Origin of the sequence: Candidatus Pantoea multigeneris, assembly GCF_011752615.1 — a bacterium.
GTDB lineage: Bacteria > Pseudomonadota > Gammaproteobacteria > Enterobacterales > Enterobacteriaceae > Pantoea > Pantoea multigeneris.
Genome location: NZ_VWXF01000006.1, coordinates 198,284 through 221,868 on the forward strand (window position 1 = coordinate 198,284; position 23,585 = coordinate 221,868).

The window sequence follows — 23,585 nt, forward strand, 5'->3', positions numbered from 1 at the left end:
CGCAAATTAAATACTCACCATCTGTGATAGTTATCACCATAAAACGATAATAACCACCAACAGTGCTAGAAAAACCACCCGACTTATTTTATGATGCGAAATATCTGGTCGTACCCATCCAGGCAACATGACGTACACTGTAAATGCCCGCGATGGCCGCGCCACCACCGCTTTCATTTTAAATGTTGAGGCCAAACATGAGACTAATTCCCCTCGCCACACCGACCCAGGTAGGAAAATGGGCCGCTCGCCACATTGTTAACCGCATTAATGCGTTTAACCCCACCGCAGAGCGTCCTTTTGTCCTCGGTTTACCGACTGGCGGCACCCCACTGGAAGCGTACAAACACCTTATTGAGATGCATAAATCAGGCCAGGTTAGCTTCCGCCACGTTGTGACGTTCAATATGGATGAGTACGTCGGCCTGCCTAAAGAGCACCCGGAAAGCTATCACAGCTTCATGTACCGTAACTTTTTCGATCATGTCGATATCCAGCCGGAAAATATCAATCTTCTCAATGGCAATGCGCCGGACATTGACGCAGAATGTCGCCGCTATGAAGAAAAGATCCGCGCACTGGGTAAAATTCATCTGTTTATGGGGGGCGTGGGCAACGACGGTCATATCGCGTTTAATGAACCTGCTTCCTCGCTGGCTTCCCGCACCCGCATCAAAACGCTGACCCATGAAACCCGCGTCGCGAACTCGCGCTTTTTCAATGGCAACGTCGATTTAGTGCCTAAATATGCCCTGACTGTGGGCGTTGGCACGCTGTTGGATGCCGAAGAGGTGATGATTCTGGTGATTGGCCAGGTCAAAGCCCTGGCATTGCAAGCTGCGGTCGAAGGGAACGTCAACCATATGTGGACCATTAGCTGCCTGCAGTTGCATGCAAAATCCGTGGTGGTGTGTGATGAGCCCGCGACCCTGGAGCTGAAAGTCAAAACCGTGAAATATTTCCGCGAAATGGAAGCGGAAAACATAAAAAACGTATAACGCCGCCTAGTGCCGTGATACAGAAAGGATTAAGCCGGGAGAAAATGATGTACGCACTCGTTAATGGCCGAATTTATACCGGCTATGAAGTACTTGATAATCATGCTGTAGTTATTGCGGACGGTCTGATCGAACGCGTCTGCCCCATTGCAGACCTTCCGCCACAAGTGGAACAGCGCGATGTTTCAGGCGCGTCCATCGCTCCCGGATTTATCGATCTGCAACTCAACGGCTGCGGGGGTGTGCAATTCAACGATGATATCAATGCGCTTAGCGTTGAAACGTTGTCGATTATGCAGCGCGCCAACGAAAAGTCGGGCTGTACCAGCTTCCTGCCAACGTTGATCACCAGCCGTGATGAACTGATGGTGCGCGCCATTGAAACCATGCGTAGCTGGCTGAAAGACCATCAGAATCAGGCGCTTGGCCTGCATCTTGAAGGCCCATGGCTAAACAAAGGCAAAAAAGGCACGCACGATCCCGCCTTGATCCGCCAGCCCGATCCCGCATTAGTGCAGTACCTCTGCGACAACGCGGATGTGATCAGCAAAGTGACGCTGGCACCGGAAAACGTCTCACCAGAAGTGATTCGCCAACTGACGGCGGCGGGGATTGTGGTTTCAGCAGGTCACTCATGCGCCACCTATGAGCAAGCCGTTACGGGTTTTCGTGCGGGCGTCACCTTCGCGACCCATCTCTATAATGCCATGCCGACCTTTGCTGGCCGTGAACCGGGTCTGATCGGTGCGCTGTTTGATTCACCGGATGTTTATTGCGGCATTATTGCAGATGGTTTGCATGTCCATTACGCTAACGTGCGCAACGCAAAGAAAATCAAAGGCGACAAACTGGTGCTGGTGACGGATGCCACCGCCCCGGCAGGCGCGCAGATTGAAAAGTTCATCTTTGCGGGCAAAACCATATACTATCGTGACGGACTGTGTGTAGATGAAAACGGTACGCTAAGCGGTTCCGCTTTGACCATGATTGAAGCGGTGCGCAACAGCGTAGAACATGTCGGTATCGCTCTGGATGAAGCGTTACGCATGGCTACCCTCTACCCGGCACGAGCAATGGGCGTGGAACAACGTCTGGGGTCGGTGAGCGAAGGAAAAGTCGCTAACCTCACGCTGTTCACGCGCGACTACAAAATCATCAAGACGTTGGTCAATGGAGACGACGTCCTCAGCGAGTAATTACGGAATGACCACTGGCGGCCAGGCACAAATAGGAAATGTCGATCTTGTTAAACAACTCAATAGCGCCGCCGTTTACCGGCTGATTGACCAACAAGGCCCCATCTCCCGGATCCAAATTGCGGAACTGAGCCAGCTCGCCCCCGCCAGCGTCACGAAAATTACTCGCCAGCTACTTGAACGTGGTTTGATTAAAGAAGTCGATCAGCAGGCGTCCACCGGTGGACGCCGCCCTATCTCCATCATCACCGAAACCCGCCATTTTCACACTATCGCCATTCGCCTTGGACGTAACGACGCCACGCTATCGCTGTATGACCTGAGCGGTAAATCGCTGGCGCTGGAAGATTACCCCCTGCCAGAGCGCACGCAGGAGACACTGGAAGCGGCCCTGTTCCGCGCGATTGAACAGTTTATTGCCCAGCATCAGCGTAAAATTCATCAGTTGATTGCCATTGCGGTGATCCTGCCAGGGTTGGTCGATCCGATTAATGGCGTGATCCGCTATATGCCCCACATCAGCGTCAACCAGTGGCCGCTGGTCGCTAATCTGACGACGCGCTTTAACGTCAAAAGTTTTGTCGGCCATGATATTCGCAGCCTGGCGCTGGCCGAGCACTATTTTGGCGCAAGCCGCGACTGCGCGGACTCCATTCTGGTGCGCCTGCATCGCGGTACCGGTGCCGGTATTATTACCAACGGGCAGATATTTCTCGGTAGCAACGGCAATGTGGGTGAGATTGGCCATATTCAGGTCGATCCGTTGGGTGAGCGCTGTCACTGTGGCAACTTTGGCTGCCTTGAGACCATTGCGGCCAACGGTGCCATTGAAAGTCGGGTGCGCAATCTGATTAACCAGGGCTACCCCACGTCCCTGACGCTGGACAATTGCCAGATGCCGCAGATTTGCAAAGCCGCCAATCAGGGCGATGCGCTGGCGTGTGAAGTGGTTGAGTATGTTGGCCGCTATCTTGGAAAAGCCATCGCCATTGCGATTAACTTGTTTAATCCGCAGAAAATCGTGCTGGCGGGGGAGATCACCGAGGCAGAAAAAGTGCTGTTCCCGGCCATTGCGGGCTGCATCAATACCCAGTCACTGGAAGCTTTCCGCCGCAACCTGCCGGTGGTGCGCTCCGAACTCGATCACCGTTCCGCTATCGGTGCCTTTGCACTGGCTAAACGCGCCATGCTAAATGGCCTGTTGCTGGTGCATCTGATGGAAAACTAACAGAGCTTCCTCTTATTACCAGAGGCCGCCGGGCTCGGCGGTTTCTCTGGTTCAAACGTGAACACATTGCCCATCTCATCGGCGATGAAATCACCACAAACGCCAAAAAATTGCATAATCAGCAAAAATTAATGCGATTCATTGCGTTTTATCTAAAAATTCAGCCTCCGCGATAATCTTTTTCTCAATCGACTCTATTTGTTCTTGCATTACCTCCCCCAGATAGCGCATTTTCTTATACATCACGCAGTCATTCACTGCCGGACAAGCAAAAAATACATCACTGTTAGGTGAGTTCAGGAGTCAGATATGTGTTCTATTTTTGGTGTGCTGGATCTGAAAACCGATCCTGTTGAACTGCGCAAAAAAGCGCTGGAGTGTTCTCGTCTGATGCGTCACCGTGGCCCGGACTGGTCAGGTGTATTTGCTGATGATAACGCTATTCTGGTGCACGAGCGCTTATCGATTGTTGACGTTAACAACGGCGCACAGCCGCTGTACAACGCTGACCACACCCATGTACTGGCCGTGAACGGTGAAATCTACAACCATCAGGCGCTGCGTGCTGAGCTGAGCGATCGCTATGCGTTCCAGACCGGTTCTGACTGCGAAGTTATCCTCGCGCTGTATCAGGAAAAAGGCCTCGACTTCCTCGATGACCTGCAAGGAATGTTCGCCTTTATCCTGTGGGATAGTGTGAAACAGCAATACCTGATTGGCCGTGACCATATCGGTATCATCCCGCTGTATATGGGCAATGATGAGCACGGAAACCTGTTTGTCGCATCAGAGATGAAAGCATTGGTGCCGGTCTGCCGCACCATCAAAGAGTTCCCACCGGGAAGCTTCCTGTCCAGCACCGATGGTGAGATCCGTCGCTACTGGCAGCGTGACTGGATGGACTTCGCGGCCGTTGCCGAGAACACCACCGATGCCGCTGGCCTGAAACACGCGCTGGAAGAGTCAGTAAAAAGCCACCTGATGTCAGACGTGCCTTACGGCGTACTGCTCTCTGGCGGCCTTGACTCCTCTATCATCTCTGCCGTCACCAAGCGCTTTGCCGCGAAACGTGTAGAAGATGAAGACAAAACCGATGCCTGGTGGCCACAGCTGCACTCTTTCGCAGTGGGTCTGGAAGGTTCACCGGACCTGAAAGCGGCGAAATCTGTCGCTGAGCATTTGGGCACCGTGCACCATGAAATCCACTTCACCGTGCAGGAAGGCCTCGATGCGATTCGCGATGTGATTTATCACATTGAAACTTACGATGTCACCACGATCCGTGCATCAACGCCGATGTATTTGATGTCGCGTAAGATTAAAGCGATGGGCATCAAAATGGTGCTGTCGGGTGAAGGTGCTGATGAAGTGTTTGGTGGCTATCTCTATTTCCACAAAGCCCCGAACGCCAAAGAGTTCCATGAAGAGAACGTGCGTAAACTGCTGGCGCTGCATATGTTTGACTGTGCGCGTGCCAACAAAGCGATGTCCGCCTGGGGTGTGGAAGCACGTGTACCGTTCCTGGATAAAAAATTCCTCGACGTTGCTATGCGCATTAACCCGGAAGACAAGCTGTGTGGCAGCAACGGTAAGATGGAAAAACACATCCTGCGCGAGTGCTTCTCTTCTTACCTGCCAGAAAGCGTTGCATGGCGTCAGAAAGAGCAGTTCTCTGATGGTGTCGGCTATAGCTGGATCGATACCTTGAAAGAAGTGGCTGCGAAGCAGATCAGCGATCAGCAACTGGCAACGGCGCACTTCCGTTTCCCGTACAACACGCCAACGTCAAAAGAGGGCTACCTGTACCGTGAAATCTTTGAAGAGCTGTTCCCGGTAGCCAGTGCCGCTGAGTGTGTGCCTGGTGGTCCATCTGTGGCTTGTTCGTCAGCAAAAGCCATTGAATGGGATGAAGCATTCAAAACCATGGACGATCCTTCAGGCCGTGCGGTGGGTGTCCACCAGTCTGCCTACTGATAAGTCATCTCTTCTGCATAGCGGGTCCTACGGGACCCGTTTTTTTTGCGCGCTATTTTTATCGGATCATCGGTTATTTCCCTGTTTTGCTGGAGTAATCTGCAATTATTGCTGAATAATTCGACGTAGTGGTTATAAGCCAGACAATCAGTCACATTCTGAGGAAAAACGTCAAAAAACTTGTTGACGCTACAAGGCTCAATACGCATAATGCGCCCCGCAACGCCGATGAAGGCAGCGAGAAAAAAGATGGCTACGTAGCTCAGCTGGTTAGAGCACATCACTCATAATGATGGGGTCACAGGTTCAAATCCCGTCGTAGCCACCATCTTTTTTCATGCATGCGGGAGTGGCGAAATTGGTAGACGCACCAGATTTAGGTTCTGGCGCCGCAAGGTGTGCGAGTTCAAGTCTCGCCTCCCGCACCATTTCTTCATAGGCAGCAGTTGGGGTATCGCCAAGCGGTAAGGCACCGGTTTTTGATACCGGCATTCCCTGGTTCGAATCCAGGTACCCCAGCCACTTTTTTTCGATGTACTCATAGTTTGAGTAAACTGGTGGGGTATCGCCAAGCGGTAAGGCACCGGTTTTTGATACCGGCATTCCCTGGTTCGAATCCAGGTACCCCAGCCAACATCGAAAGGGTTCGTGTAGTAAAGCAGTAATTATGGCTACGTAGCTCAGCTGGTTAGAGCACATCACTCATAATGATGGGGTCACAGGTTCAAATCCCGTCGTAGCCACCAAATTTTTGGGGTGTCGCCAAGCGGTAAGGCACTGGTTTCTGATACCAGCATTCCGGGGTTCGAATCCCTGCACCCCAGCCATACAAAACAATTTGACTGAAACACCTTTTGGGGTGTCGCCAAGCGGTAAGGCACTGGTTTCTGATACCAGCATTCCGGGGTTCGAATCCCTGCACCCCAGCCAAATTGACAATAAAGCCCACCTCGTGTGGGCTTTGTTGTTTTTGTCGTTTACACAATAAAAAAACTGAACGGCCCGTGGCGCGTTCAGTTTGGTCGATTAGAGTCCTAAGGCATAACGTAGTGCCTGACGCTTAAGGACGCCAGAGTGCTCTGCGGCGATCAGTCCCAGATTACGCAGCACCTTTAATGGGCCAAGACGGTTGCTGAACGAGAAATAGAACAGATCCATGCCCGCCTGCATCAGACCATTATCCCGTTGGCGTTTACGCTGGTAGCGCAGCAGCACGGTTTCGCTGTGCCACTCTTCCGCCTGATCGCGTGCCGCCACAAGCACATCCAGTAACGCATCAACATCACGATACCCCAGGTTTACGCCCTGCCCGGCCAGTGGATTAATGGTGTGTGCAGCATCGCCAATCAGCGCCAGCCCGGAGAGGACATAGCGCGTAGCGTGACGCCGTACCAGCGGGAAAGATGCCGCCGCCGTCGCATGGATACGGCCTAAACGCGCAGGGAAAGCACGAGCGATCTCCTTTTCCAGCTGTGGCATCGGCAAGCTTTGCAGCTGCCTGATGCGCGCTGGGCTGTCATACCACACCAGCGAGGCGCGATTATCAAACAGCGGTAAAAACGCTCTTGGCCCTTCTGGCGTAAACTGCTGCCAGGTGGCGTCGCCAGGCGCATGCTCGCAACTCACGCTGATTAACATACAAGACTGCGCGTAGCTCCAGCCATGGACGCCAATTTGCGCCCGCTGACGCACCTGAGAGTTGGCACCATCGGCCCCCACTACCAGACGCGTCTCAATCTGCTTGCCGCTTACCAGGCCTAAATGCCAGCCGCCGTTGTGCTGCTGCATCTGTTGCAACACCTCCGGGCAGAGTAACGTAATGCCCTGCGCTTGCATCTGTTCCCACAGCGCGCGTTGCAGGACGCTGTTCTCCACCATATAACCCAGCTCCGGCAGCCCGAGTGAAGCGGCATCAAAGGTCACATGTGCACTCTGCCACTCCCAGGTTTCCAGTTTTCGGTAGGGCGCACTGCGCATGGCCATGACGCGTGGCCACACCTCCAGTTGCTTGAGCAGATCGACGGAAGCACTGCCAATGGCGGAAATACGCACATCGGGCGCGCTTGTGGCCTCAAAGACAGCCGGTTCACTGCGTTCAATCACCGCAACGCGAAACCGCTGCGCCGCAAGGCCGCAGGCCAACGCTGCACCCACCATGCCGCCACCGACAATCACGACATCAAAGGCATTATCCTGCATTGCTTTTTCCTTCTTATTTTGCCCGGCAGGTATCAGAAATGACCGGGTAGATAGCGCAAAGTGTACCGTAAAACCGTGCCACAAACAGAAAAGCCCTGGCACTGGTCACAACACCAGCAAAGCATTACAATACGCGCCCCGCATTGCACTGAATCAATGGCTTATTCGACGATGAAAAAACTGTACATTAAAACCTGGGGCTGTCAGATGAATGAGTATGACTCATCCAAGATGGCTGACCTGCTCAACAGTACCCACGGCTACACTCTCGCCGAAGAAGCAGAAGATGCGGACGTCCTGCTCCTTAACACCTGCTCGATTCGCGAAAAAGCGCAGGAAAAAGTCTTCAACCTGTTAGGTCGCTGGAGACAGCTGAAAGAACGTAACCCTGATTTAATCATCGGCGTTGGCGGCTGTGTTGCCTCGCAGGAAGGGGAAAATCTGCGTCAACGTGCCAGCTGCGTAGATATCGTATTTGGCCCGCAAACCCTGCATCGCCTGCCAGAAATGATTAACCACGTCAGAGGCACGAAAAGCCCGGTGGTGGATATCACTTTCCCGGAAATCGAGAAATTTGACCGTCTGCCAGAACCGCGTGCAGAAGGCCCGGCGGCGTTTGTTTCCATCATGGAAGGCTGCAACAAATACTGTACTTTCTGCGTCGTGCCATACACGCGCGGTGAAGAAGTGAGCCGTCCGAGTGATGACATTCTGCTGGAAATCGCTCAGCTAGCCGAACAGGGCGTGCGAGAAGTGAACCTACTGGGGCAAAACGTGAATGCCTATCGCGGTGAAACCTTTGATGGTGAAACCTGCACCTTTGCCGATCTGCTGCGCCTTGTGGCGGCTATTGACGGTATTGACCGCATTCGTTTTACCACCAGCCATCCGATTGAGTTCACCGATGACATCATCGATGTCTACCGCGATACACCCGAGCTGGTCAGCTTCCTGCACCTGCCGGTGCAAAGTGGTGCAGACCGCATTCTGACGCTGATGAAGCGTGCGCACACCGCGCTGGAATATAAATCGATCATCCGCAAGCTGCGGGCGGCACGCCCTGATATTCATATCAGTTCCGATTTTATTGTGGGCTTCCCCGGTGAAACGCAGCAGGACTTCGAGCAGACCATGAAACTGGTGGCGGATGTGAATTTCGACATGAGTTTCAGCTTTATCTACTCTGCACGCCCTGGCACACCCGCCGCGGATCTGCCGGATGATGTATCCGAAGAGGAGAAAAAACAGCGCCTCTACATTCTGCAAGACCGCATTACTCAGCAAGCCATGTCCATGAGCCGCAAGATGTTGGGCACCCACCAGCGCGTGCTGGTTGAAGGCTTGTCACGCAAGAATGTGATGGAACTGGCGGGCCGTACCGAGAATAGTCGTACGGTAAACTTTGAGGGCAGCCCGGAGCTGATCGGTAAGTTTGTTGACGTAGAAATTGTAGAGGTCCTGACCAACTCACTGCGTGGCAAAATCATCCGCACAGAAGATCAGATGGGCCTGCGCGTCGCACAAAGTCCGGCCTCGGTGATTGCCCGCACTCGCAAAGAGAATGAGATCGGTGTTGGCCTCTACCAGCCTTAAAACCTCTGCGTATTTCTGGTGACAGCGCACAAGTGCTGTTGCCGTTTTACCGCCGTTGCACTTGCATTCCCACAACGCCGCCCAAATATGCTGTTTGAGGCTTGCGCCTGTGCTTTGCCACGTAAATACTTTCGCAGCGACGCCGTTCTGTAACGGAAACGGCGTCTGATACTTTTTCAACTGGCCCTGAGTGACCCAAAGGATTCGTTTGAATATCGAAACGCGTGAAATCGCCCTTGAACCAGCCGATAACCATCGGTTGTTAAGCCTGTGCGGGCCGTTTGATGACAATGTGAAGCAGCTGGAACGTCGCCTCGGCATCGAAATCAATCGTCGCGATAACCTGTTCAAGCTGGTTGGACGCCCACTGAGCGTCAATGCGGCTGCGGATATTCTGCGGACGTTATACGTGGATACCGCACCAGTACGTGGTCATATCCCGGATATCGATCCCGAGCAGATTCATCTGGCCATCAAAGAGAGTCGCGTGCTGGAGCAGACGGCGGAAAGCGTGCCGGAGTTCGGTAAAGCGGTCAACATCAAGACCAAACGCGGTGTCATTAAGCCACGCACGCCAAACCAGGCGCAGTACGTGGCCAATATCCTTGATCACGACATCACCTTTGGCGTTGGCCCAGCCGGTACCGGTAAAACCTACCTGGCCGTAGCAGCGGCAGTTGATGCACTGGAGCGCCAGGAGATTCGCCGCATCCTGTTAACCCGCCCGGCGGTCGAAGCCGGTGAAAAACTGGGCTTCCTGCCAGGGGATTTGAGCCAGAAGGTCGATCCCTACCTGCGCCCGCTGTATGACGCTTTATTTGAAATGCTCGGTTTTGAGCGCGTCGAGAAGCTGATTGAGCGCAACGTGATTGAAGTGGCACCTTTGGCCTACATGCGCGGCCGCACCTTGAATGATGCTTTCATCATTCTTGATGAAAGCCAGAACACCACCATCGAACAGATGAAGATGTTCCTGACGCGTATTGGTTTTAACTCCAAAGCCGTTATCACCGGCGACGTGACCCAAATCGATTTGCCACGCAACCTGAAGTCCGGTCTGCGCCATGCGATTGAAGTCCTGAGTAACGTCGACGAAATTAGCTTTAACTTTTTCCACAGCGAAGATGTTGTGCGTCACCCGGTGGTGGCTCGCATCGTTATCGCGTATGAAGCCTGGGAAGCGGCGGACCAAAAACGCCGTGACCAGTTGGCCGAAGAACGTAAACAGGCCGCACTGAACACACACCCGCAGGAACCCACATGAGCGAAGTAATTCTGGATCTGCAGATAGCCTGCGAATCTCCACAGGGGCTACCAGAGGAAGCTGACTTTTTACGCTGGCTTACCGCCGCGGTCAGCCCTTTCCAGCCGGAAAGTGAAGTCACGATCCGCCTGGTTGATGAAGCAGAAAGCCACGAGCTTAATCTGACTTATCGCGGCAAAGATAAGCCAACCAACGTGCTCTCTTTCCCGTTTGAAGCACCGCCAGGCATTGAGCTGCCCCTGCTGGGCGATCTGATCATCTGCCGCCAGGTGGTTGAAGCCGAAGCGCAGGAGCAGCAGAAAACCGTGGAGGCCCATTGGGCGCACATGGTGGTACATGGTACGCTGCATCTGCTGGGCTATGACCATATCGAAGATGAAGAAGCTGAAGAGATGGAGTCGATCGAGACCGAGATAATGCTTGCTCTCGGCTACCCCGATCCGTACATTTCCGAGAAAGAAGAAGACTGATAACCCTGTCAGTCTGATACGTTGCTGGCTGAGTGTGCGCCAGCAACTTTGATTACGCTAACGAGAGAACACAACCAAAACGCCATGAGCGACGACCATTCTCAAAACAACGACGCACCCAGTAGTAAAAAGGGATTTTTCTCACTGCTTCTCAACCAGTTATTTCACGGCGAACCTCAAAACCGCGATGAACTGCTTGAACTGATCCGCGATTCTGAGCAAAAAGAACTGATTGATCCTGATACCCGCGACATGCTCGAAGGGGTCATGGAGATTGCCGAGCAGCGCGTCCGCGACATCATGATCCCTCGCTCACAAATGGTCACATTAAAACGCAACCAGAACCTCGAAGAGTGCCTGGCTGTGATCATCGAATCTGCCCACTCTCGTTTCCCGGTCATCAGTGAAGATCGCGATCACGTAGAGGGCATCCTGATGGCCAAAGATCTGCTGCCGTTTATGAGCAGCGAGTCTGAGCCGTTCAGTATCGAAAAAGTCCTGCGCCCTGCGGTTGTGGTGCCGGAAAGCAAGCGCGTTGACCGCATGCTGAAAGAGTTCCGCTCACAGCGTTACCACATGTCGATTGTGATTGATGAGTTCGGCGGCGTTTCCGGACTGGTCACCATTGAAGATATTCTTGAGCTGATTGTCGGCGAAATTGAAGACGAATATGACGATGAAGACGATCGTGATGTACGTCAGCTCAATCGTCATACCTACACGGTGCGGGCTTTAATGCCTATTGAAGACTTCAACGAGGTGTTTGGCACCCAATTCAGCGATGAAGAAGTCGACACCATTGGTGGACTGGTGATGCAGGCCTTTGGCCACTTGCCTGCGCGTGGGGAAAGCATCGACATTGATGGTTACCAATTTAAAGTCGTGATGTCCGACAGTCGCCGTATTATCCAGGTTCATGTCAAAATCCCTGAAAACGCAGCGCTACCCCAACTGGATAACGAATAATTTATGGATCTGGTTTCACTTTTTCAGCGGCAGCGCGTGCGCCTGCTGCTGGCGCTACTGACGGGTGCCGCTGGCACCCTCGCTTTCTCACCTTATGATTTCTGGCCGGCTGCACTGATTGCCCTCACCGGTCTACAACTCCTGACCCTTAACCGCACCACGCCACAGGCGACCGCCATTGGTTTCGTCTGGGGCATGGGGCTGTTTGGCAGCGGTGTGAACTGGGTGTATGTCAGTATTGCCACCTTTGGTGGCATGCCCGGCCCGGTCAATATCTTCCTCGTGGTGCTGCTGGCGGCTTACCTGTCGCTCTATCCGATGTTGTTCAGTGCCTTGCTGAACCGCATCTGGCCGCGCGCCACGCTGTGGCGTCTGGCGCTGGCTGCACCCGCCCTGTGGCAGGTGACGGAATTTCTGCGGGGCTGGATCCTCACAGGCTTCCCGTGGCTGCAATTTGGTTACAGCCAGATTGATGGCCCACTCAAAGGGATTGCTCCGCTGGCAGGCGTAGAAACGCTGACATTTGTTTTGATGATGGTGGCAGGCCTCCTGGTATGGGCCGCCTGGCACCGCAGTGTCAAAGGCCTGCTGGTCGCTTTAGCACTGCTGCTGTTGCCATGGCCATTGCGCTACGTTCACTGGTATCAACCGCAGCCAGAACGCGCCGTCCCTATCGCCATGGTGCAAGGTAACATTGCACAGTCGATGAAATGGGACCCGCAGCAGCTGTTGCGCACCCTGCGCACCTATACCGACCTCACGCGCCCGGAAGTGGGTAAAGCGAAGATCATTATCTGGCCTGAGTCAGCCATTACCGATCTGGAAAGCAATCAGCAGCCCTTCCTGCAGGAGATGGATCACGCCCTGCGTGAACGAGGAAGTACACTGATTACCGGCATCGTTGATTCGCGCCTGCAACAGAATCGCTATCATGATTACAACAGTGCCATCGTGCTGGGCGATCAGCAGCCGTACAGCTATCAAAGCCACAACCGCTATCAGAAAAACCACCTGGTGCCGTTTGGTGAGTTTGTCCCTCTTGAGACGCTACTGCGTCCATTAGCGCCGTTCTTTGATCTCCCCATGTCCTCTTTCAGCCGGGGTGCCTATGAGCAACCCGCTTTACAGGCGGCGGGTTATCACCTGACTGACGCTATCTGCTATGAAATTGTGTTGGGAGAACAGGTTCGCGCTAACTTCAAGCCGGACACGGATTTCCTGTTGACCATGTCCAATGATGCCTGGTTTGGCCACTCTATTGGCCCGTGGCAGCACTTACAGATGGCAAAAATGCGTGCGCTGGAACTGGGCAGACCGCTGCTGCGTTCCACCAATAACGGTGTCACCGCCGTCATTGGCCCGCAGGGCGATGTGCAAAAAATCATCCCGCAGTTTAGCGAAGGCGTACTGAGCGCCACGGTAACACCAACAACCGGTGAAACACCGTATTCGTGGTTGGGCGTTTGGCCAGTTTGGCTGCTCACGCTGCTGACGGCTGCCGTGGCGCTGTTACGCCGCCAACGTTAATGCCCCTGCTGGCGAAACTGCGGTTTCGCCAGCGTTCTCCGCTTCCTTTTGCATTTCCCACCACGCTTTCCCCTGTTTTTCCCCGACTCTGCCGATCTTTAACTGCATTCACAGCAAAATCATCTCCCCTTAAATAATTTCTGGCACGATGATTGCTAATTATTTCAGGGTTTTTCAGTTGGATAACGCAGGGTTACCTGTCTCGCTGTAGATATGCACTGCGGTGATGCAGGTGAATGCACCAAAACAGCGCGTATCTCGCAAAATGATCGTTGATGGTGCGAGTTACACCGCAAAAACAAAATGTTCCTTGTTTCATTGTGTTAACAATCCGCTATGTTATGAAATAACCTCAGCGCGAAAGCGCCAGGATTAAAGCAAAAAGGCAGCAATAACTGCCACAACATCACACACCGCACAGCATTTCCCCTGTGCATCACAACCGAAAGGAGTGACAGATGAAATTACGGAAACTTGGTCTGTGCCTCGCACTGGCCGGACTGGCATCTGGACTGGCACACGCAGAAGACGCACAAACCACTGCTGCCCCCGCAGACGCCGCACAAACTGCGACGCTGGACAAAATCAGTAAAAACGGCGTGATTGTCGTAGGGCACCGTGAATCGTCTGTACCGTTCTCTTATTACGATAACGATCAAAAAGTCGTCGGCTATTCGCAGGACTACTCCAACGCTATCGTTGATGCGATCAAGAAAAAGCTGAATAAACCTGACTTGCAGGTGAAGTTCATTCCAATCACCTCACAGAACCGTATTCCGCTGCTGCAAAACGGCACCTACGATTTTGAGTGTGGCTCCACCACCAATAACCTCGAGCGCCAAAAGCAGGCGGCCTTCTCCGATACGATTTTCGTCGTCGGCACCCGTTTGCTGGTGAAGAAAGGCGGTCCGATCAAGGACTTTGATGACCTGAAGGGTAAAACCGTTGTGGTCACCTCTGGCACCACCTCAGAAATTCTGCTCAACAAAATGAACGATGAGAAGAAAATGGGGATGCGCATCATCAGCGCTAAAGATCACGGTGACTCCTTCCGTACGCTGGAAACCGGTCGTGCGGTGGCCTTTATGATGGACGATGCGTTACTGGCGGGTGAACGCGCGAAAGCGAAAAAACCGTCAGACTGGGAAATTCTCGGCACGCCTCAGTCACACGAAGCCTACGGCTGCATGCTGCGTAAAAACGATCCTGCTTTCAAAACGCTGATGGATGACACCATTGCTCAGGCACAAACTTCAGGTGAAGCGGCGAAATGGTTTGATAAGTGGTTCAAAAACCCAACGCCACCGAAAAACGTTAACCTGAATTTCGAACTGTCTGACGACATGAAAGCGCTGTTCAAATCACCGAACGATAAAGCACTAAACTAATAACGATGACACGGGCGGTGTTTACCGCCCACGTGATTGCTGAAACCACGGCACGGACAGACAACTGCACAGGTCGTTCCCCTGATGCAGACCGCAAGATGCCATTCATCAATCTTCAGGGTAGCGCTGCTACCCTTTTTTTACCGGAGTTCACTATGGGTATCGACTGGAACTGGGGCATATTTTTGCAGCAGGCCCCGTTCGGCAACACCACTTACCTCGGCTGGTTGTGGTCCGGATTTCAGGTCACCGTTGCGGTTTCCTGTTGCGCCTGGATTATCGCCTTTTTCGTTGGTTCATTTTTCGGCATTCTGCGCACCGTACCGAACCGCTTTTTAGCGGCGATCGGCACCTGCTATGTCGAACTGTTTCGTAACATCCCACTGATTGTGCAGTTCTTCTTCTGGTATCTGGTGGCACCGGAGCTGGTCGGTCAGGATCTGGGCATGTGGTTTAAATCCGAGCTCGACCCCAATATTCAGTTCTTTGTCTCTTCGGTTGTCTGCCTTGGGCTGTTTACCAGCGCTCGCGTCTGTGAACAGGTACGCGCCGGGATCCAGTCACTGCCCCGTGGACAGAAAAATGCCGGTCTCGCCGTCGGCCTGACGCTGCCGCAGACTTATCGCTATGTGCTGCTACCGAATGCTTATCGCGTGATTGTGCCACCGATGACCTCCGAAATGCTGAACCTGGTGAAGAACTCGGCCATCGCATCCACCATCGGTCTGGTCGATATGGCTGCGCAGGCCAATAAACTGCTGGATTATTCTGCGCACGCGTATGAATCGTTTACCGCCATTACGCTGGCGTACGTCGCGATTAACCTGGTGATCATGCTGATCATGAGCCTGGTTGAGCGCAAACTGCGCCTGCCCGGCAGCATGGGAGGAAAATAATGTACGAGTTTGACTGGAGTTCGATTCCTCCCAGCCTGCCCTATCTCATGAATGGCCTGGTGGTGACGTTGAAAATCACCCTGGTGGCCGTGGTGTTTGGTATCGTCTGGGGCACTCTCCTCGCGATGATGCGGCTTTCCAGCTTTAAGCCCATCAGCTGGTTCGCCAAGCTTTACGTCAACCTGTTCCGCTCCGTGCCTTTGGTGATGGTGCTGCTGTGGTTTTACCTCGTGGTCCCGAGCTTCTTACAACAGGTGCTGGGGCTCTCACCGAAAACCGATATTCGTCTGATCTCAGCGATGGTGGCGTTTTCGCTGTTTGAAGCCGCCTACTACTCAGAGATTATTCGCGCCGGGATCAAGAGTATCGCACGCGGCCAGTCCGGTGCGGCGCTGGCGCTTGGCATGACATCATGGCAATCCATGCGCTATGTGATCTTGCCGCAGGCCTTCCGCGCGATGGTGCCACTGCTGCTGACGCAAGGCATCGTCCTGTTCCAGGATACGTCACTGGTCTACGTCCTGAGCCTGGCGGATTTCTTCCGCACCGCGTCCACCATTGGGGACCGTGACGGCACCCAGGTAGAAATGATTCTGTTTGCCGGACTGGTCTATTTCGTTATCAGTCTGAGTGCTTCGCTGTTAGTCAGCTATCTAAAAAGAAAGAGGACCGTTTAAATGATTAACCTGAAAAATGTTTCAAAGTGGTATGGTCAATTTCAGGTGCTGACTGACTGCACAACCGAAGTGAAAAAAGGTGAAGTCGTCGTGGTGTGTGGTCCATCCGGCTCGGGTAAGTCCACCCTGATTAAAACCGTCAATGGCCTTGAGCCGGTGCAAGAAGGGGTCATTACCGTTGACGGCACCGCCATCACCGATAAGAAAACCAATCTGGCGCAACTGCGCAGCAGAGTGGGCATGGTGTTCCAGCACTTCGAACTGTTTCCGCATCTGAGCATCGTCGATAATCTGACGCTGGCGCAGGTTAAAGTGCTGAAGCGAGATAAAGCCGTAGCCCGTGAGAAAGGGCTGAAATTGCTGGATCGCGTGGGGCTTTCGGCGCATGCGCACAAGTTCCCTGGCCAGCTTTCTGGTGGGCAACAGCAGCGTGTTGCCATTGCACGCGCACTCTGCATGGACCCAATTGCGATACTGTTCGATGAGCCAACCTCGGCACTCGACCCAGAGATGATCAATGAAGTGCTGGACGTCATGGTTGAGCTGGCGAATGAAGGCATGACGATGATGGTCGTGACCCATGAAATGGGCTTTGCCCGCAAAGTGGCAAATCGGGTGATTTTCATGGATGAAGGGAAGATTATTGAGGATCGGGCGAAAGACGACTTCTTTAATAATCCACAGTCACCGCGCGCCCGTGACTTCCTGGCGAAAATTCTGCACTAAGCACAAAAAAGCAGGGCTGAACGCCCTGCTTTTTCTCTTACTGACAACTAAGGCTCAAAAGCCTGGCGTTGAAACTGATCGTGCCCACACTCCGGGCAACGCGTCAGGGTTTCCGGGGTATAGATCGCACGGGTAAAACCGCACTTTTCACACACCAGATTCCCCAGTCCCACCACCTCACCACTCTGATACACCCCATGGTGCTGTAAATCCTGAAACACCTCGCGCCACTCTAACTGGCTCTTATCAGTGATATCCGCCAGCTCTTTCCACAGGCTCTGCCGAATCACCCGCAGGAAGACGGAATCCCCCAACGGCTGCTCACTCTCTTCATAGCTTCGGGCAAACTCTGCTAAATCGCGGCGCACTGCTGAGAGCAACTGTTCGATCTGGCCGGGGCTTAACTCCCCTTCCGCTAACAGCTTCTCGCGCCGCTGTGCAATCAGGGCATCAATATCACGATCGCCTGCACGTAACTGCTCGGTCAGAACCGAGAGTGAGGTCTGATAAGACTGCGCCACTTTATTCATTTTATTCTCCTTTCTGCGCTGCTAACCTGCTATTAGTTTAGTCGCTCCAACACAACTCACCGCAGAAAAAGCCCTCAGAGAAATCCAGATTCAACCCGTCGCAACTGTTGTTGATATGCCGCCTAATGGGTATGCTATGCGGATCTGAACGTAAGTTTTGCGATACTCATTAAGGACCACAGGCAGCCATGCAAGAGCAATACCGCCCGGAAGAGATAGAATCCCGCGTCCAACAGCATTGGAACGAAAACGAGACATTTAAAGTCACCGAGCAGGAAGGTAAAGAGAAGTACTACTGCCTCTCAATGCTGCCTTATCCTTCTGGCCGCCTACATATGGGCCACGTGCGCAACTACACCATCGGTGATGTAATTGCCCGCTACCAGCGTATGCTGGGTAAAAATGTCCTACAGCCAATCGGCTGGGATGCTTTCGGCCTGCCGGCTGAAGGGGCTGCGGTCAAAAACAACACTGCGCCAGCACCATGGACTTACGACAATATCGAATACATGAAGAACCAGCTGAAACTGCTGGGCTTTGGTTACGACTGGAGCCGCGAGCTGGCAACCTGTAAACCTGAGTACTACCGCTGGGAGCAGTGGTTCTTCACTAAGCTGTTTGAAAAAGGCATGGTTTACAAGAAAACCTCTGCCGTTAACTGGTGCCCGCACGATCTCACCGTGCTGGCCAACGAACAGGTTATCGACGGCTGCTGCTGGCGTTGTGATACCAAAGTGGAACGTAAAGAGATCCCACAATGGTTCGTTAAAATCACCGCTTATGCCGAAGAGTTGCTCAACGATCTCGATACGCTGGAAGGTTGGCCTGAGCAGGTTAAAACCATGCAGCGCAACTGGATTGGCCGTTCTGAAGGGGTAGAAATTACCTTTGACGTGGCGGAGAGCGCAGAGAAAGTCACGGTTTACACCACTCGCCCAGATACCTTTATCGGTGCTACCTACCTCGCAGTCGCCGCTGGCCATCCTTTGGCACGTCAGGCCGCTGCGGGTAATCCAGCTCTGGCCGATTTCATTGCCGAATGCAGCACCACCAAAGTTGCCGAAGCAGACATGGCGACCATGGAGAAGAAAGGCATGGCAACCGGCCTGTTTGCGGTACACCCGCTGACCGGTGAAAACCTGCCAATCTGGGTCGCAAACTTCGTCCTGATGGAGTACGGCACCGGTGCCGTGATGGCCGTACCGGCACACGATCAGCGTGACTGGGAATTTGCGACTAAGTACGATCTCGCCATCAAACCGGTGATCCTGAACCTCGACGGTAGCGAACCAGACGTGACTGCGGCAGCCATGACCGAAAAAGGCACCCTGTTCAACTCTGGTGAGTTCAACGGTCTTGACCACGCGGCTGGCTTCAATGCCATTGCACAGGCGCTGGCAGACAAAGGCGTTGGTGAGCGTAAAGTTAACTACCGTCTGCGTGACTGGGGCGTCTCTCGTCAACGTTACTGGGGCGCACCAATTCCGATGGTGACACTGGAAGATGGCACCGTCATCCCAACACCAGAAGATCAGCTGCCGGTTATTCTGCCAGAAGACGTGGTAATGGACGGGATTTCTAGCCCGATCAAAGCCGATCCTGAGTGGGCGAAGACCACCGTTAACGGCCAGCCTGCGCTGCGCGAAACCGATACCTTCGACACCTTCATGGAGTCCTCCTGGTACTACGCGCGCTACACCTGTGCCAACTATGACGAAGGCATGCTGGATCCGGCCGCCGCGAACTATTGGCTGCCAGTCGATCAGTATGTCGGGGGCATTGAGCACGCCATCATGCACCTGATGTACTTCCGCTTCTATCACAAGCTGCTGCGTGATGCGGGTCTGGTTAACTCGAATGAGCCAGCCAAGCGCCTGCTGTGCCAGGGCATGGTATTAGCCGATGCGTTCTACTACACCGGTGCCAACGGCGAGCGTAACTGGGTATCTCCGGTTGACGTAACTGTCGAGCGTGATGACAAAGGCCGCATTGTTAAAGCCGTGGATAACGAAGGCCGCGAAGTCGTCTATGCTGGCATGAGTAAAATGTCGAAGTCGAAAAACAACGGCATCGATCCACAGCTGATGGTAGAGCGTTACGGTGCCGATACCGTGCGTCTGTTCATGATGTTTGCTTCTCCGGCAGAAATGACGCTGGAATGGCAGGAGTCTGGCGTTGAAGGTGCCAACCGCTTCCTGAAGCGTGTGTGGAAACTGGTTTATGACCACACCGAAAAAGGCGCTACCGTTGCGCTGGATATCGCTAGCCTGAATGAAGATCAGAAAGCACTGCGTCGCGATCTGCACAAAACCATCGCCAAAGTGAATGATGATATTGGCCGTCGTCAGACCTTCAACACCGCTATCGCGGCGATTATGGAGCTGATGAATAAGCTGACCCGTGCTTCACAGGAAAGCGAGCAAGACCGTGCACTGTTACAAGAAGCGCTGGTCGCTGTAGTGCGTATTCTGTATCCGTTTACCCCACATGCCAGCTATGTTCTGTGGCAGGAGTTGGGTGGCGAAGGCAGCATTGATGATGCAAGCTGGCCAGTCGCTGACGAAGCTGCGATGGTAGAAGATTCAGTGCTGGTTGTGATTCAGGTTAACGGCAAAGTACGCGGAAAAATCACCGTTGCGGCGGATGCTACTCAGGAACAAGTGCAGGCTCGTGCTGCACAGGAGCACCTGGTAGCGAAATACCTCGATGGTGTCACTCTCCGTAAAGTGATTTATGTACCGGGCAAACTGCTTAACCTGGTTGTAGGTTGAGTTCAGGAGGAACTGTGCGACATCCGATTATCAGGCTATTTTTGACGCTGGCGGTGCTGGTCATTGCAGGCTGTGGTTTCCATCCACGTGGCACCACTCAGCTCCCCTCAGAGCTGAAAACCCTGGTGCTGGAAACAGGCGACCCGTATGGCCCGCTGACGCGTACCGTGCGCCAGCAGCTGCGTTTGAACAACGTGAACATTGTTGAAGAGGGGAATAAAACGGCCCAGCTTCCAACTCTGCGCATTGGCGGCGAAGTTGTCGGTCGTGATACCGCGTCGGTGTTTATCAGCGGTACAGCGGCAGAATACCAGCTGGTCATGACGGTTACCGCACAGGTTCTGTTGCCAAATAAAGGGATCTATCCAATCAGTACCACGGTTTATCGTTCCTTCTTCGATAACCCGAATGCAGCACTGGCGAAAGATGCTGAACAGGACATCATCATTCAGGAGATGCGCCAACGTGCAGCAGAACAGCTGGTACGTAAGCTGTTGAGCGTGCATGCAGCCCAGGAAGCAGGCAAGGACACAATCCCGCAAACGGTGATTGAAGTACCGGGCCAGGAAGATAAAGAATTCCCTACTTCCTCTGCTACTAGTCTGCAATGATTCGGATTTACCCTGAGCAACTTGGCGCGCAACTCCGTGAGGGGTTGCGCGCCTGCTATATGCTGGTAGGAAACGAACCGCTGTTGATACAGGAAAGCAGTGATGCACTGCGTACTGTCGCTCAGCAGCACGGTTTTGAAGAGCACCTTAGCTTCACGCTGGATAACCACACCGACTGGGAAGCGATTTTTTCCAGTTGCCAGGCGCTTAGCCTGTTCTCGACGCGTCAAACACTCACGCTTCAGCTGCCGGAAAATGGGCCAAATAGCGCCATGGCAGAACAACTGCTGCAACTGGCAAAACTGTTGCACAGCGATCTGCTGCTGATTTGCCGCGCGGCAAAACTGACCAAGGCCCAGGAAAACAGCGGCTGGTTTAAAGCCCTTACACAGCAAGGCGTGCTGGTTCCTTGCCAGACTCCCGAACAGGCGCAGCTGCCACGCTGGGTAAACACCCGCGCCAAAGCCATGAAGTTAACCCTTGATGATGCGGCCGTTAACCTGCTGTGTTACTGCTACGAAGGGAATTTACTGGCTTTGTCACAAGCGCTGGAACGCCTGTCTCTGCTGTGGCCGGATGGCAAACTGACGCTGTTGCGCGTGGAAGAAGCGGTAAGTGATGCCGCACACTTCACGCCGTTTCACTGGGTTGATGCGCTGCTGGCCGGTAAAAGCAAACGCGCCCTGCATATTTTGCGTCAGCTGGAAAAAGAGGACAGCGAAAGCGTTATCTTGCTGCGCACCCTACAGCGCGATTTACTGACTCTGCTCCAGTTGCAGCGTTTGCAGCACCAACAGCCGCTGCGTAACTTAATGGATCAACAGCGGATCTGGCAAAACCGCCGGGCGCTGTTCACCACGGCCCTGCAACGGCTTGACGCTACGCGCCTGCAACGCGCGATCCATCTGCTGACGCAGCTTGAGCTGACGCTTAAACAGGATTATGGGCAGTCAGTCTGGCCGCAGTTGGAAACGCTGTCTCTGTTGCTGTGCAATCCCGCTTTTCCACTGAGCCTGAGCAATGTCTGAGCTGTTTGCCCTGTTTGGTGGCACCTTCGATCCGATCCACTACGGCCATCTCCATCCGGTGATGGCACTGGCCGGTCAAACCGGGTTGCAAAAAGTCACTTTGCTGCCCAACAACGTGCCACCGCATCGACCTCAGCCCGAAGCCACAGCCCTTCAGCGTGTTGCCATGCTGGAGCGGGCGATTGCCGATTTACCGCTGTTTGAGATCGATACGCGAGAACTCGATCGTGAGACGCCGTCATGGACCGTCGCCACGCTGGAAGCGCTACGTGCTGAACGCGGTCCACACCAGCCATTAGGCTTTATCATCGGGCAGGACTCACTGCTCTCGCTGTCAAAATGGCACCGCTGGCAGGATTTACTGTCACTGTGCCATCTTCTGGTCTGCCAGCGTCCGGGCTATGCCACGCAAATGGAAACGCCAGAGATGCAACAGTGGTTGATGGCGAATCAGGCACAGGATATTCAGCAACTGCACCAAACCCCCGCAGGGTATGTCTGGCTGGCGGATACGCCGCTGGTCAATATCTCTGCCACCGAAATTCGTCAGCGCCGCCATCAGGGGCGCTCCTGCTCTGACCTGTTACCCGCTGCAGTAATAGACTATATTGATGCAGTCGGGTTATATCGCGACTGATCGCAGCGTGATATACTGCGCCGCTTAATTTTTGGCTCTGTCATCCGGGTCTCAGCCAGCCCTCTTCACCCGTATTTGAGGATAACCTTTTGCAAGGTAAAGCACTCCAGGATTTTGTCATTGATAAAATTGATGATCTTAAAGGTCAGGATATCATCACGCTCGATGTTCAGGGCAAATCCAGCATCACTGACTGCATGATCATTTGTACCGGCACCTCCACACGCCACGTTGCTTCTATTGCCGATCACGTGGTGCAGGAATCCCGTGCAGCAGGCATCATGCCATTAGGCGTGGAAGGCCAGGCAGCGGCTGACTGGGTCGTAGTCGATCTCGGTGAAATCATCGTACATGTTATGCAGGACGAGAGTCGCCAGCTTTATGAGCTGGAAAAACTCTGGGGCTAAGCGGTGAAATTGCAGCTTATTGCCGTTGGCACCAAAATGCCCGACTGGGTACAAACCGGTTTTATGGAGTACCTACGCCGCTTTCCGCGTGATATGCCGTTTGAACTGACCGAAGTTCCGGCAGGTAAACGCGGTAAAAATGCCGATATCGCGCGCATCCTTGAAAAAGAGGGTGAAGCGATGCTGGCAGCGGTGGGCAAAGGCAACCGAATAGTCACACTGGATATTCCCGGCCAGCCGTGGGAAACCCCGCAACTTGCGCAGCAGTTGGAACGCTGGAAGCAGGACGGTCGGGATGTCAGTTTGTTGATCGGTGGCCCAGAAGGATTGGCTCCGGCTTGTAAAGCCGCCGCAGAGCAGAGCTGGTCACTTTCAAAGCTCACCTTGCCGCACCCGCTGGTGCGTGTACTGGTGGCAGAAAGCCTGTACCGAGCCTGGAGCATCACAGCAAATCATCCTTATCATCGTGAGTAACGAATAAGGCACACACACTCACTAC

Annotated in this window: 21 protein-coding genes and 7 tRNA genes; 26 read left to right on the plus strand and 2 right to left on the minus strand. The window is 53.6% G+C overall.

Annotation, left to right across the window (positions count from 1 at the left end; translation table 11 throughout):
• Nucleotides 1-197 precede the first annotated feature (197 nt).
• From nagB to F3J40_RS15475, 11 genes are all read left to right on the plus strand, one after another.
• Entirely contained in the window at nt 198-998 is an 801-nt protein-coding gene (nagB, locus tag F3J40_RS15425) for a glucosamine-6-phosphate deaminase (protein WP_017346882.1), read from the plus strand.
• A gap of 47 nt (nt 999-1,045) precedes the next feature.
• Nucleotides 1,046-2,194 (plus strand): N-acetylglucosamine-6-phosphate deacetylase, encoded by a 1,149-nt coding sequence (gene nagA / locus F3J40_RS15430; RefSeq protein WP_167016180.1) that lies wholly within the window; start codon nt 1,046-1,048, stop codon nt 2,192-2,194.
• A 7-nt stretch (nt 2,195-2,201) separates the two neighbouring features.
• Nucleotides 2,202-3,422, plus strand: coding sequence for a DNA-binding transcriptional regulator NagC (nagC, locus tag F3J40_RS15435; RefSeq protein WP_017346880.1), 1,221 nt, complete (start codon nt 2,202-2,204; stop codon nt 3,420-3,422).
• A 309-nt stretch (nt 3,423-3,731) separates the two neighbouring features.
• A complete protein-coding gene (gene asnB, locus F3J40_RS15440) occupies nt 3,732-5,396 on the plus strand; it encodes an asparagine synthase B (protein WP_167015979.1) in 1,665 nt (554 codons plus the stop codon).
• Nucleotides 5,397-5,647: 251 nt separating this feature from the next.
• A tRNA-Met gene (locus tag F3J40_RS15445) sits at nt 5,648-5,724 on the plus strand.
• 15 nt (nt 5,725-5,739) lie between these two features.
• Nucleotides 5,740-5,824, plus strand: a tRNA-Leu gene (locus tag F3J40_RS15450).
• Nucleotides 5,825-5,843: 19 nt separating this feature from the next.
• Nucleotides 5,844-5,918, plus strand: a tRNA-Gln gene (locus F3J40_RS15455).
• A 36-nt stretch (nt 5,919-5,954) separates the two neighbouring features.
• Nucleotides 5,955-6,029 (plus strand) — tRNA-Gln (locus F3J40_RS15460).
• Nucleotides 6,030-6,065: 36 nt separating this feature from the next.
• Nucleotides 6,066-6,142 (plus strand) — tRNA-Met (locus tag F3J40_RS15465).
• A 6-nt stretch (nt 6,143-6,148) separates the two neighbouring features.
• Nucleotides 6,149-6,223, plus strand: a tRNA-Gln gene (locus F3J40_RS15470).
• Nucleotides 6,224-6,251: 28 nt separating this feature from the next.
• A tRNA-Gln gene (locus F3J40_RS15475) sits at nt 6,252-6,326 on the plus strand.
• A gap of 96 nt (nt 6,327-6,422) precedes the next feature.
• On the opposite strand, the gene ubiF is transcribed toward F3J40_RS15475, so the two are convergent.
• Nucleotides 6,423-7,595, minus strand: coding sequence for a 3-demethoxyubiquinol 3-hydroxylase (ubiF, locus tag F3J40_RS15480; protein ID WP_017346877.1), 1,173 nt, complete (start codon nt 7,593-7,595; stop codon nt 6,423-6,425).
• A 171-nt stretch (nt 7,596-7,766) separates the two neighbouring features.
• On the opposite strand from ubiF, the gene miaB reads away from it, so the two are divergent.
• The 9 genes from miaB (at nt 7,767) to F3J40_RS15525 (ending at nt 17,102) form a co-directional block, all read left to right on the plus strand.
• Complete coding sequence (gene miaB, locus F3J40_RS15485; RefSeq protein ID WP_205297379.1) at nt 7,767-9,188, plus strand: tRNA (N6-isopentenyl adenosine(37)-C2)-methylthiotransferase MiaB; 1,422 nt, start codon at nt 7,767-7,769, stop codon at nt 9,186-9,188.
• A gap of 208 nt (nt 9,189-9,396) precedes the next feature.
• Nucleotides 9,397-10,452, plus strand: coding sequence for a PhoH family protein (locus F3J40_RS15490; RefSeq protein WP_017346875.1), 1,056 nt, complete (start codon nt 9,397-9,399; stop codon nt 10,450-10,452).
• Nucleotides 10,449-10,922 (plus strand): rRNA maturation RNase YbeY, encoded by a 474-nt coding sequence (ybeY, locus tag F3J40_RS15495; RefSeq protein WP_017346874.1) that lies wholly within the window; start codon nt 10,449-10,451, stop codon nt 10,920-10,922. The genes F3J40_RS15490 and ybeY overlap by 4 nt, the downstream gene beginning before the upstream one ends.
• 84 nt (nt 10,923-11,006) lie before the next feature.
• A complete protein-coding gene (gene corC / locus F3J40_RS15500) occupies nt 11,007-11,888 on the plus strand; it encodes a CNNM family magnesium/cobalt transport protein CorC (protein ID WP_167015982.1) in 882 nt (293 codons plus the stop codon).
• 3 nt (nt 11,889-11,891) lie between these two features.
• Nucleotides 11,892-13,415: an apolipoprotein N-acyltransferase gene (gene lnt / locus F3J40_RS15505; RefSeq protein ID WP_167015984.1), complete on the plus strand. Its 1,524-nt coding sequence runs from the start codon at nt 11,892-11,894 to the stop codon at nt 13,413-13,415.
• A 458-nt stretch (nt 13,416-13,873) separates the two neighbouring features.
• Nucleotides 13,874-14,803, plus strand: coding sequence for an amino acid ABC transporter substrate-binding protein (locus F3J40_RS15510; RefSeq protein WP_167015986.1), 930 nt, complete (start codon nt 13,874-13,876; stop codon nt 14,801-14,803).
• Between the two features lie 155 nt (nt 14,804-14,958).
• Nucleotides 14,959-15,699, plus strand: a complete 741-nt coding sequence (locus F3J40_RS15515; RefSeq protein ID WP_167015988.1) for an amino acid ABC transporter permease — start codon at nt 14,959-14,961, stop codon at nt 15,697-15,699.
• A complete protein-coding gene (gltK, locus tag F3J40_RS15520; RefSeq protein WP_167015990.1) occupies nt 15,699-16,376 on the plus strand; it encodes a glutamate/aspartate ABC transporter permease GltK in 678 nt (225 codons plus the stop codon). Before F3J40_RS15515 ends, gltK begins: the two co-directional genes overlap by 1 nt.
• Nucleotides 16,377-17,102: an amino acid ABC transporter ATP-binding protein gene (locus tag F3J40_RS15525; RefSeq protein WP_167015992.1), complete on the plus strand. Its 726-nt coding sequence runs from the start codon at nt 16,377-16,379 to the stop codon at nt 17,100-17,102. It begins immediately after the preceding gene.
• Nucleotides 17,103-17,149: 47 nt separating this feature from the next.
• Here F3J40_RS15525 and F3J40_RS15530 read toward each other — a convergent pair whose 3' ends face one another.
• Complete coding sequence (locus tag F3J40_RS15530) at nt 17,150-17,632, minus strand: zinc ribbon-containing protein (RefSeq protein WP_167015994.1); 483 nt, start codon at nt 17,630-17,632, stop codon at nt 17,150-17,152.
• Between the two features lie 188 nt (nt 17,633-17,820).
• Here F3J40_RS15530 and leuS point away from each other — a divergent pair, with 188 nt between their 5' ends.
• From leuS to rlmH, 6 genes are all read left to right on the plus strand, one after another.
• Nucleotides 17,821-20,403 (plus strand): leucine--tRNA ligase, encoded by a 2,583-nt coding sequence (gene leuS / locus F3J40_RS15535; RefSeq protein WP_167015996.1) that lies wholly within the window; start codon nt 17,821-17,823, stop codon nt 20,401-20,403.
• 14 nt (nt 20,404-20,417) lie between these two features.
• Nucleotides 20,418-21,014: an LPS assembly lipoprotein LptE gene (lptE, locus tag F3J40_RS15540; protein WP_167015998.1), complete on the plus strand. Its 597-nt coding sequence runs from the start codon at nt 20,418-20,420 to the stop codon at nt 21,012-21,014.
• Nucleotides 21,011-22,042, plus strand: coding sequence for a DNA polymerase III subunit delta (gene holA, locus F3J40_RS15545; protein WP_167016000.1), 1,032 nt, complete (start codon nt 21,011-21,013; stop codon nt 22,040-22,042). The genes lptE and holA overlap by 4 nt, the downstream gene beginning before the upstream one ends.
• Nucleotides 22,035-22,679, plus strand: coding sequence for a nicotinate-nucleotide adenylyltransferase (gene nadD, locus F3J40_RS15550; RefSeq protein WP_167016002.1), 645 nt, complete (start codon nt 22,035-22,037; stop codon nt 22,677-22,679). The genes holA and nadD overlap by 8 nt, the downstream gene beginning before the upstream one ends.
• Nucleotides 22,680-22,768: 89 nt before the next feature.
• Complete coding sequence (gene rsfS, locus F3J40_RS15555; protein WP_167016004.1) at nt 22,769-23,086, plus strand: ribosome silencing factor; 318 nt, start codon at nt 22,769-22,771, stop codon at nt 23,084-23,086.
• A gap of 3 nt (nt 23,087-23,089) precedes the next feature.
• Nucleotides 23,090-23,560: a 23S rRNA (pseudouridine(1915)-N(3))-methyltransferase RlmH gene (gene rlmH, locus F3J40_RS15560; protein ID WP_017346861.1), complete on the plus strand. Its 471-nt coding sequence runs from the start codon at nt 23,090-23,092 to the stop codon at nt 23,558-23,560.
• The last annotated feature ends 25 nt before the right edge of the window (nt 23,561-23,585 follow it).

What these genes read in the sequence shown, in the direction of transcription:
- nagB (WP_017346882.1), top strand. Translation starts at nt 198, where the DNA reads ATGAGACTAATTCCCCTCGCCACACCGACCCAGGTAGGAAAATGGGCC.
- nagA (WP_167016180.1), top strand. Translation starts at nt 1,046, where the DNA reads ATGTACGCACTCGTTAATGGCCGAATTTATACCGGCTATGAAGTACTT.
- nagC (WP_017346880.1), top strand. Translation starts at nt 2,202, where the DNA reads ATGACCACTGGCGGCCAGGCACAAATAGGAAATGTCGATCTTGTTAAA.
- asnB (WP_167015979.1), top strand. Translation starts at nt 3,732, where the DNA reads ATGTGTTCTATTTTTGGTGTGCTGGATCTGAAAACCGATCCTGTTGAA.
- ubiF (WP_017346877.1), bottom strand. Translation starts at nt 7,595, where the DNA reads ATGCAGGATAATGCCTTTGATGTCGTGATTGTCGGTGGCGGCATGGTG.
- miaB (WP_205297379.1), top strand. Translation starts at nt 7,767, where the DNA reads ATGAAAAAACTGTACATTAAAACCTGGGGCTGTCAGATGAATGAGTAT.
- ybeY (WP_017346874.1), top strand. Translation starts at nt 10,449, where the DNA reads ATGAGCGAAGTAATTCTGGATCTGCAGATAGCCTGCGAATCTCCACAG.
- corC (WP_167015982.1), top strand. Translation starts at nt 11,007, where the DNA reads ATGAGCGACGACCATTCTCAAAACAACGACGCACCCAGTAGTAAAAAG.
- lnt (WP_167015984.1), top strand. Translation starts at nt 11,892, where the DNA reads ATGGATCTGGTTTCACTTTTTCAGCGGCAGCGCGTGCGCCTGCTGCTG.
- F3J40_RS15510 (WP_167015986.1), top strand. Translation starts at nt 13,874, where the DNA reads ATGAAATTACGGAAACTTGGTCTGTGCCTCGCACTGGCCGGACTGGCA.
- F3J40_RS15515 (WP_167015988.1), top strand. Translation starts at nt 14,959, where the DNA reads ATGGGTATCGACTGGAACTGGGGCATATTTTTGCAGCAGGCCCCGTTC.
- gltK (WP_167015990.1), top strand. Translation starts at nt 15,699, where the DNA reads ATGTACGAGTTTGACTGGAGTTCGATTCCTCCCAGCCTGCCCTATCTC.
- F3J40_RS15525 (WP_167015992.1), top strand. Translation starts at nt 16,377, where the DNA reads ATGATTAACCTGAAAAATGTTTCAAAGTGGTATGGTCAATTTCAGGTG.
- F3J40_RS15530 (WP_167015994.1), bottom strand. Translation starts at nt 17,632, where the DNA reads ATGAATAAAGTGGCGCAGTCTTATCAGACCTCACTCTCGGTTCTGACC.
- leuS (WP_167015996.1), top strand. Translation starts at nt 17,821, where the DNA reads ATGCAAGAGCAATACCGCCCGGAAGAGATAGAATCCCGCGTCCAACAG.
- holA (WP_167016000.1), top strand. Translation starts at nt 21,011, where the DNA reads ATGATTCGGATTTACCCTGAGCAACTTGGCGCGCAACTCCGTGAGGGG.
- nadD (WP_167016002.1), top strand. Translation starts at nt 22,035, where the DNA reads ATGTCTGAGCTGTTTGCCCTGTTTGGTGGCACCTTCGATCCGATCCAC.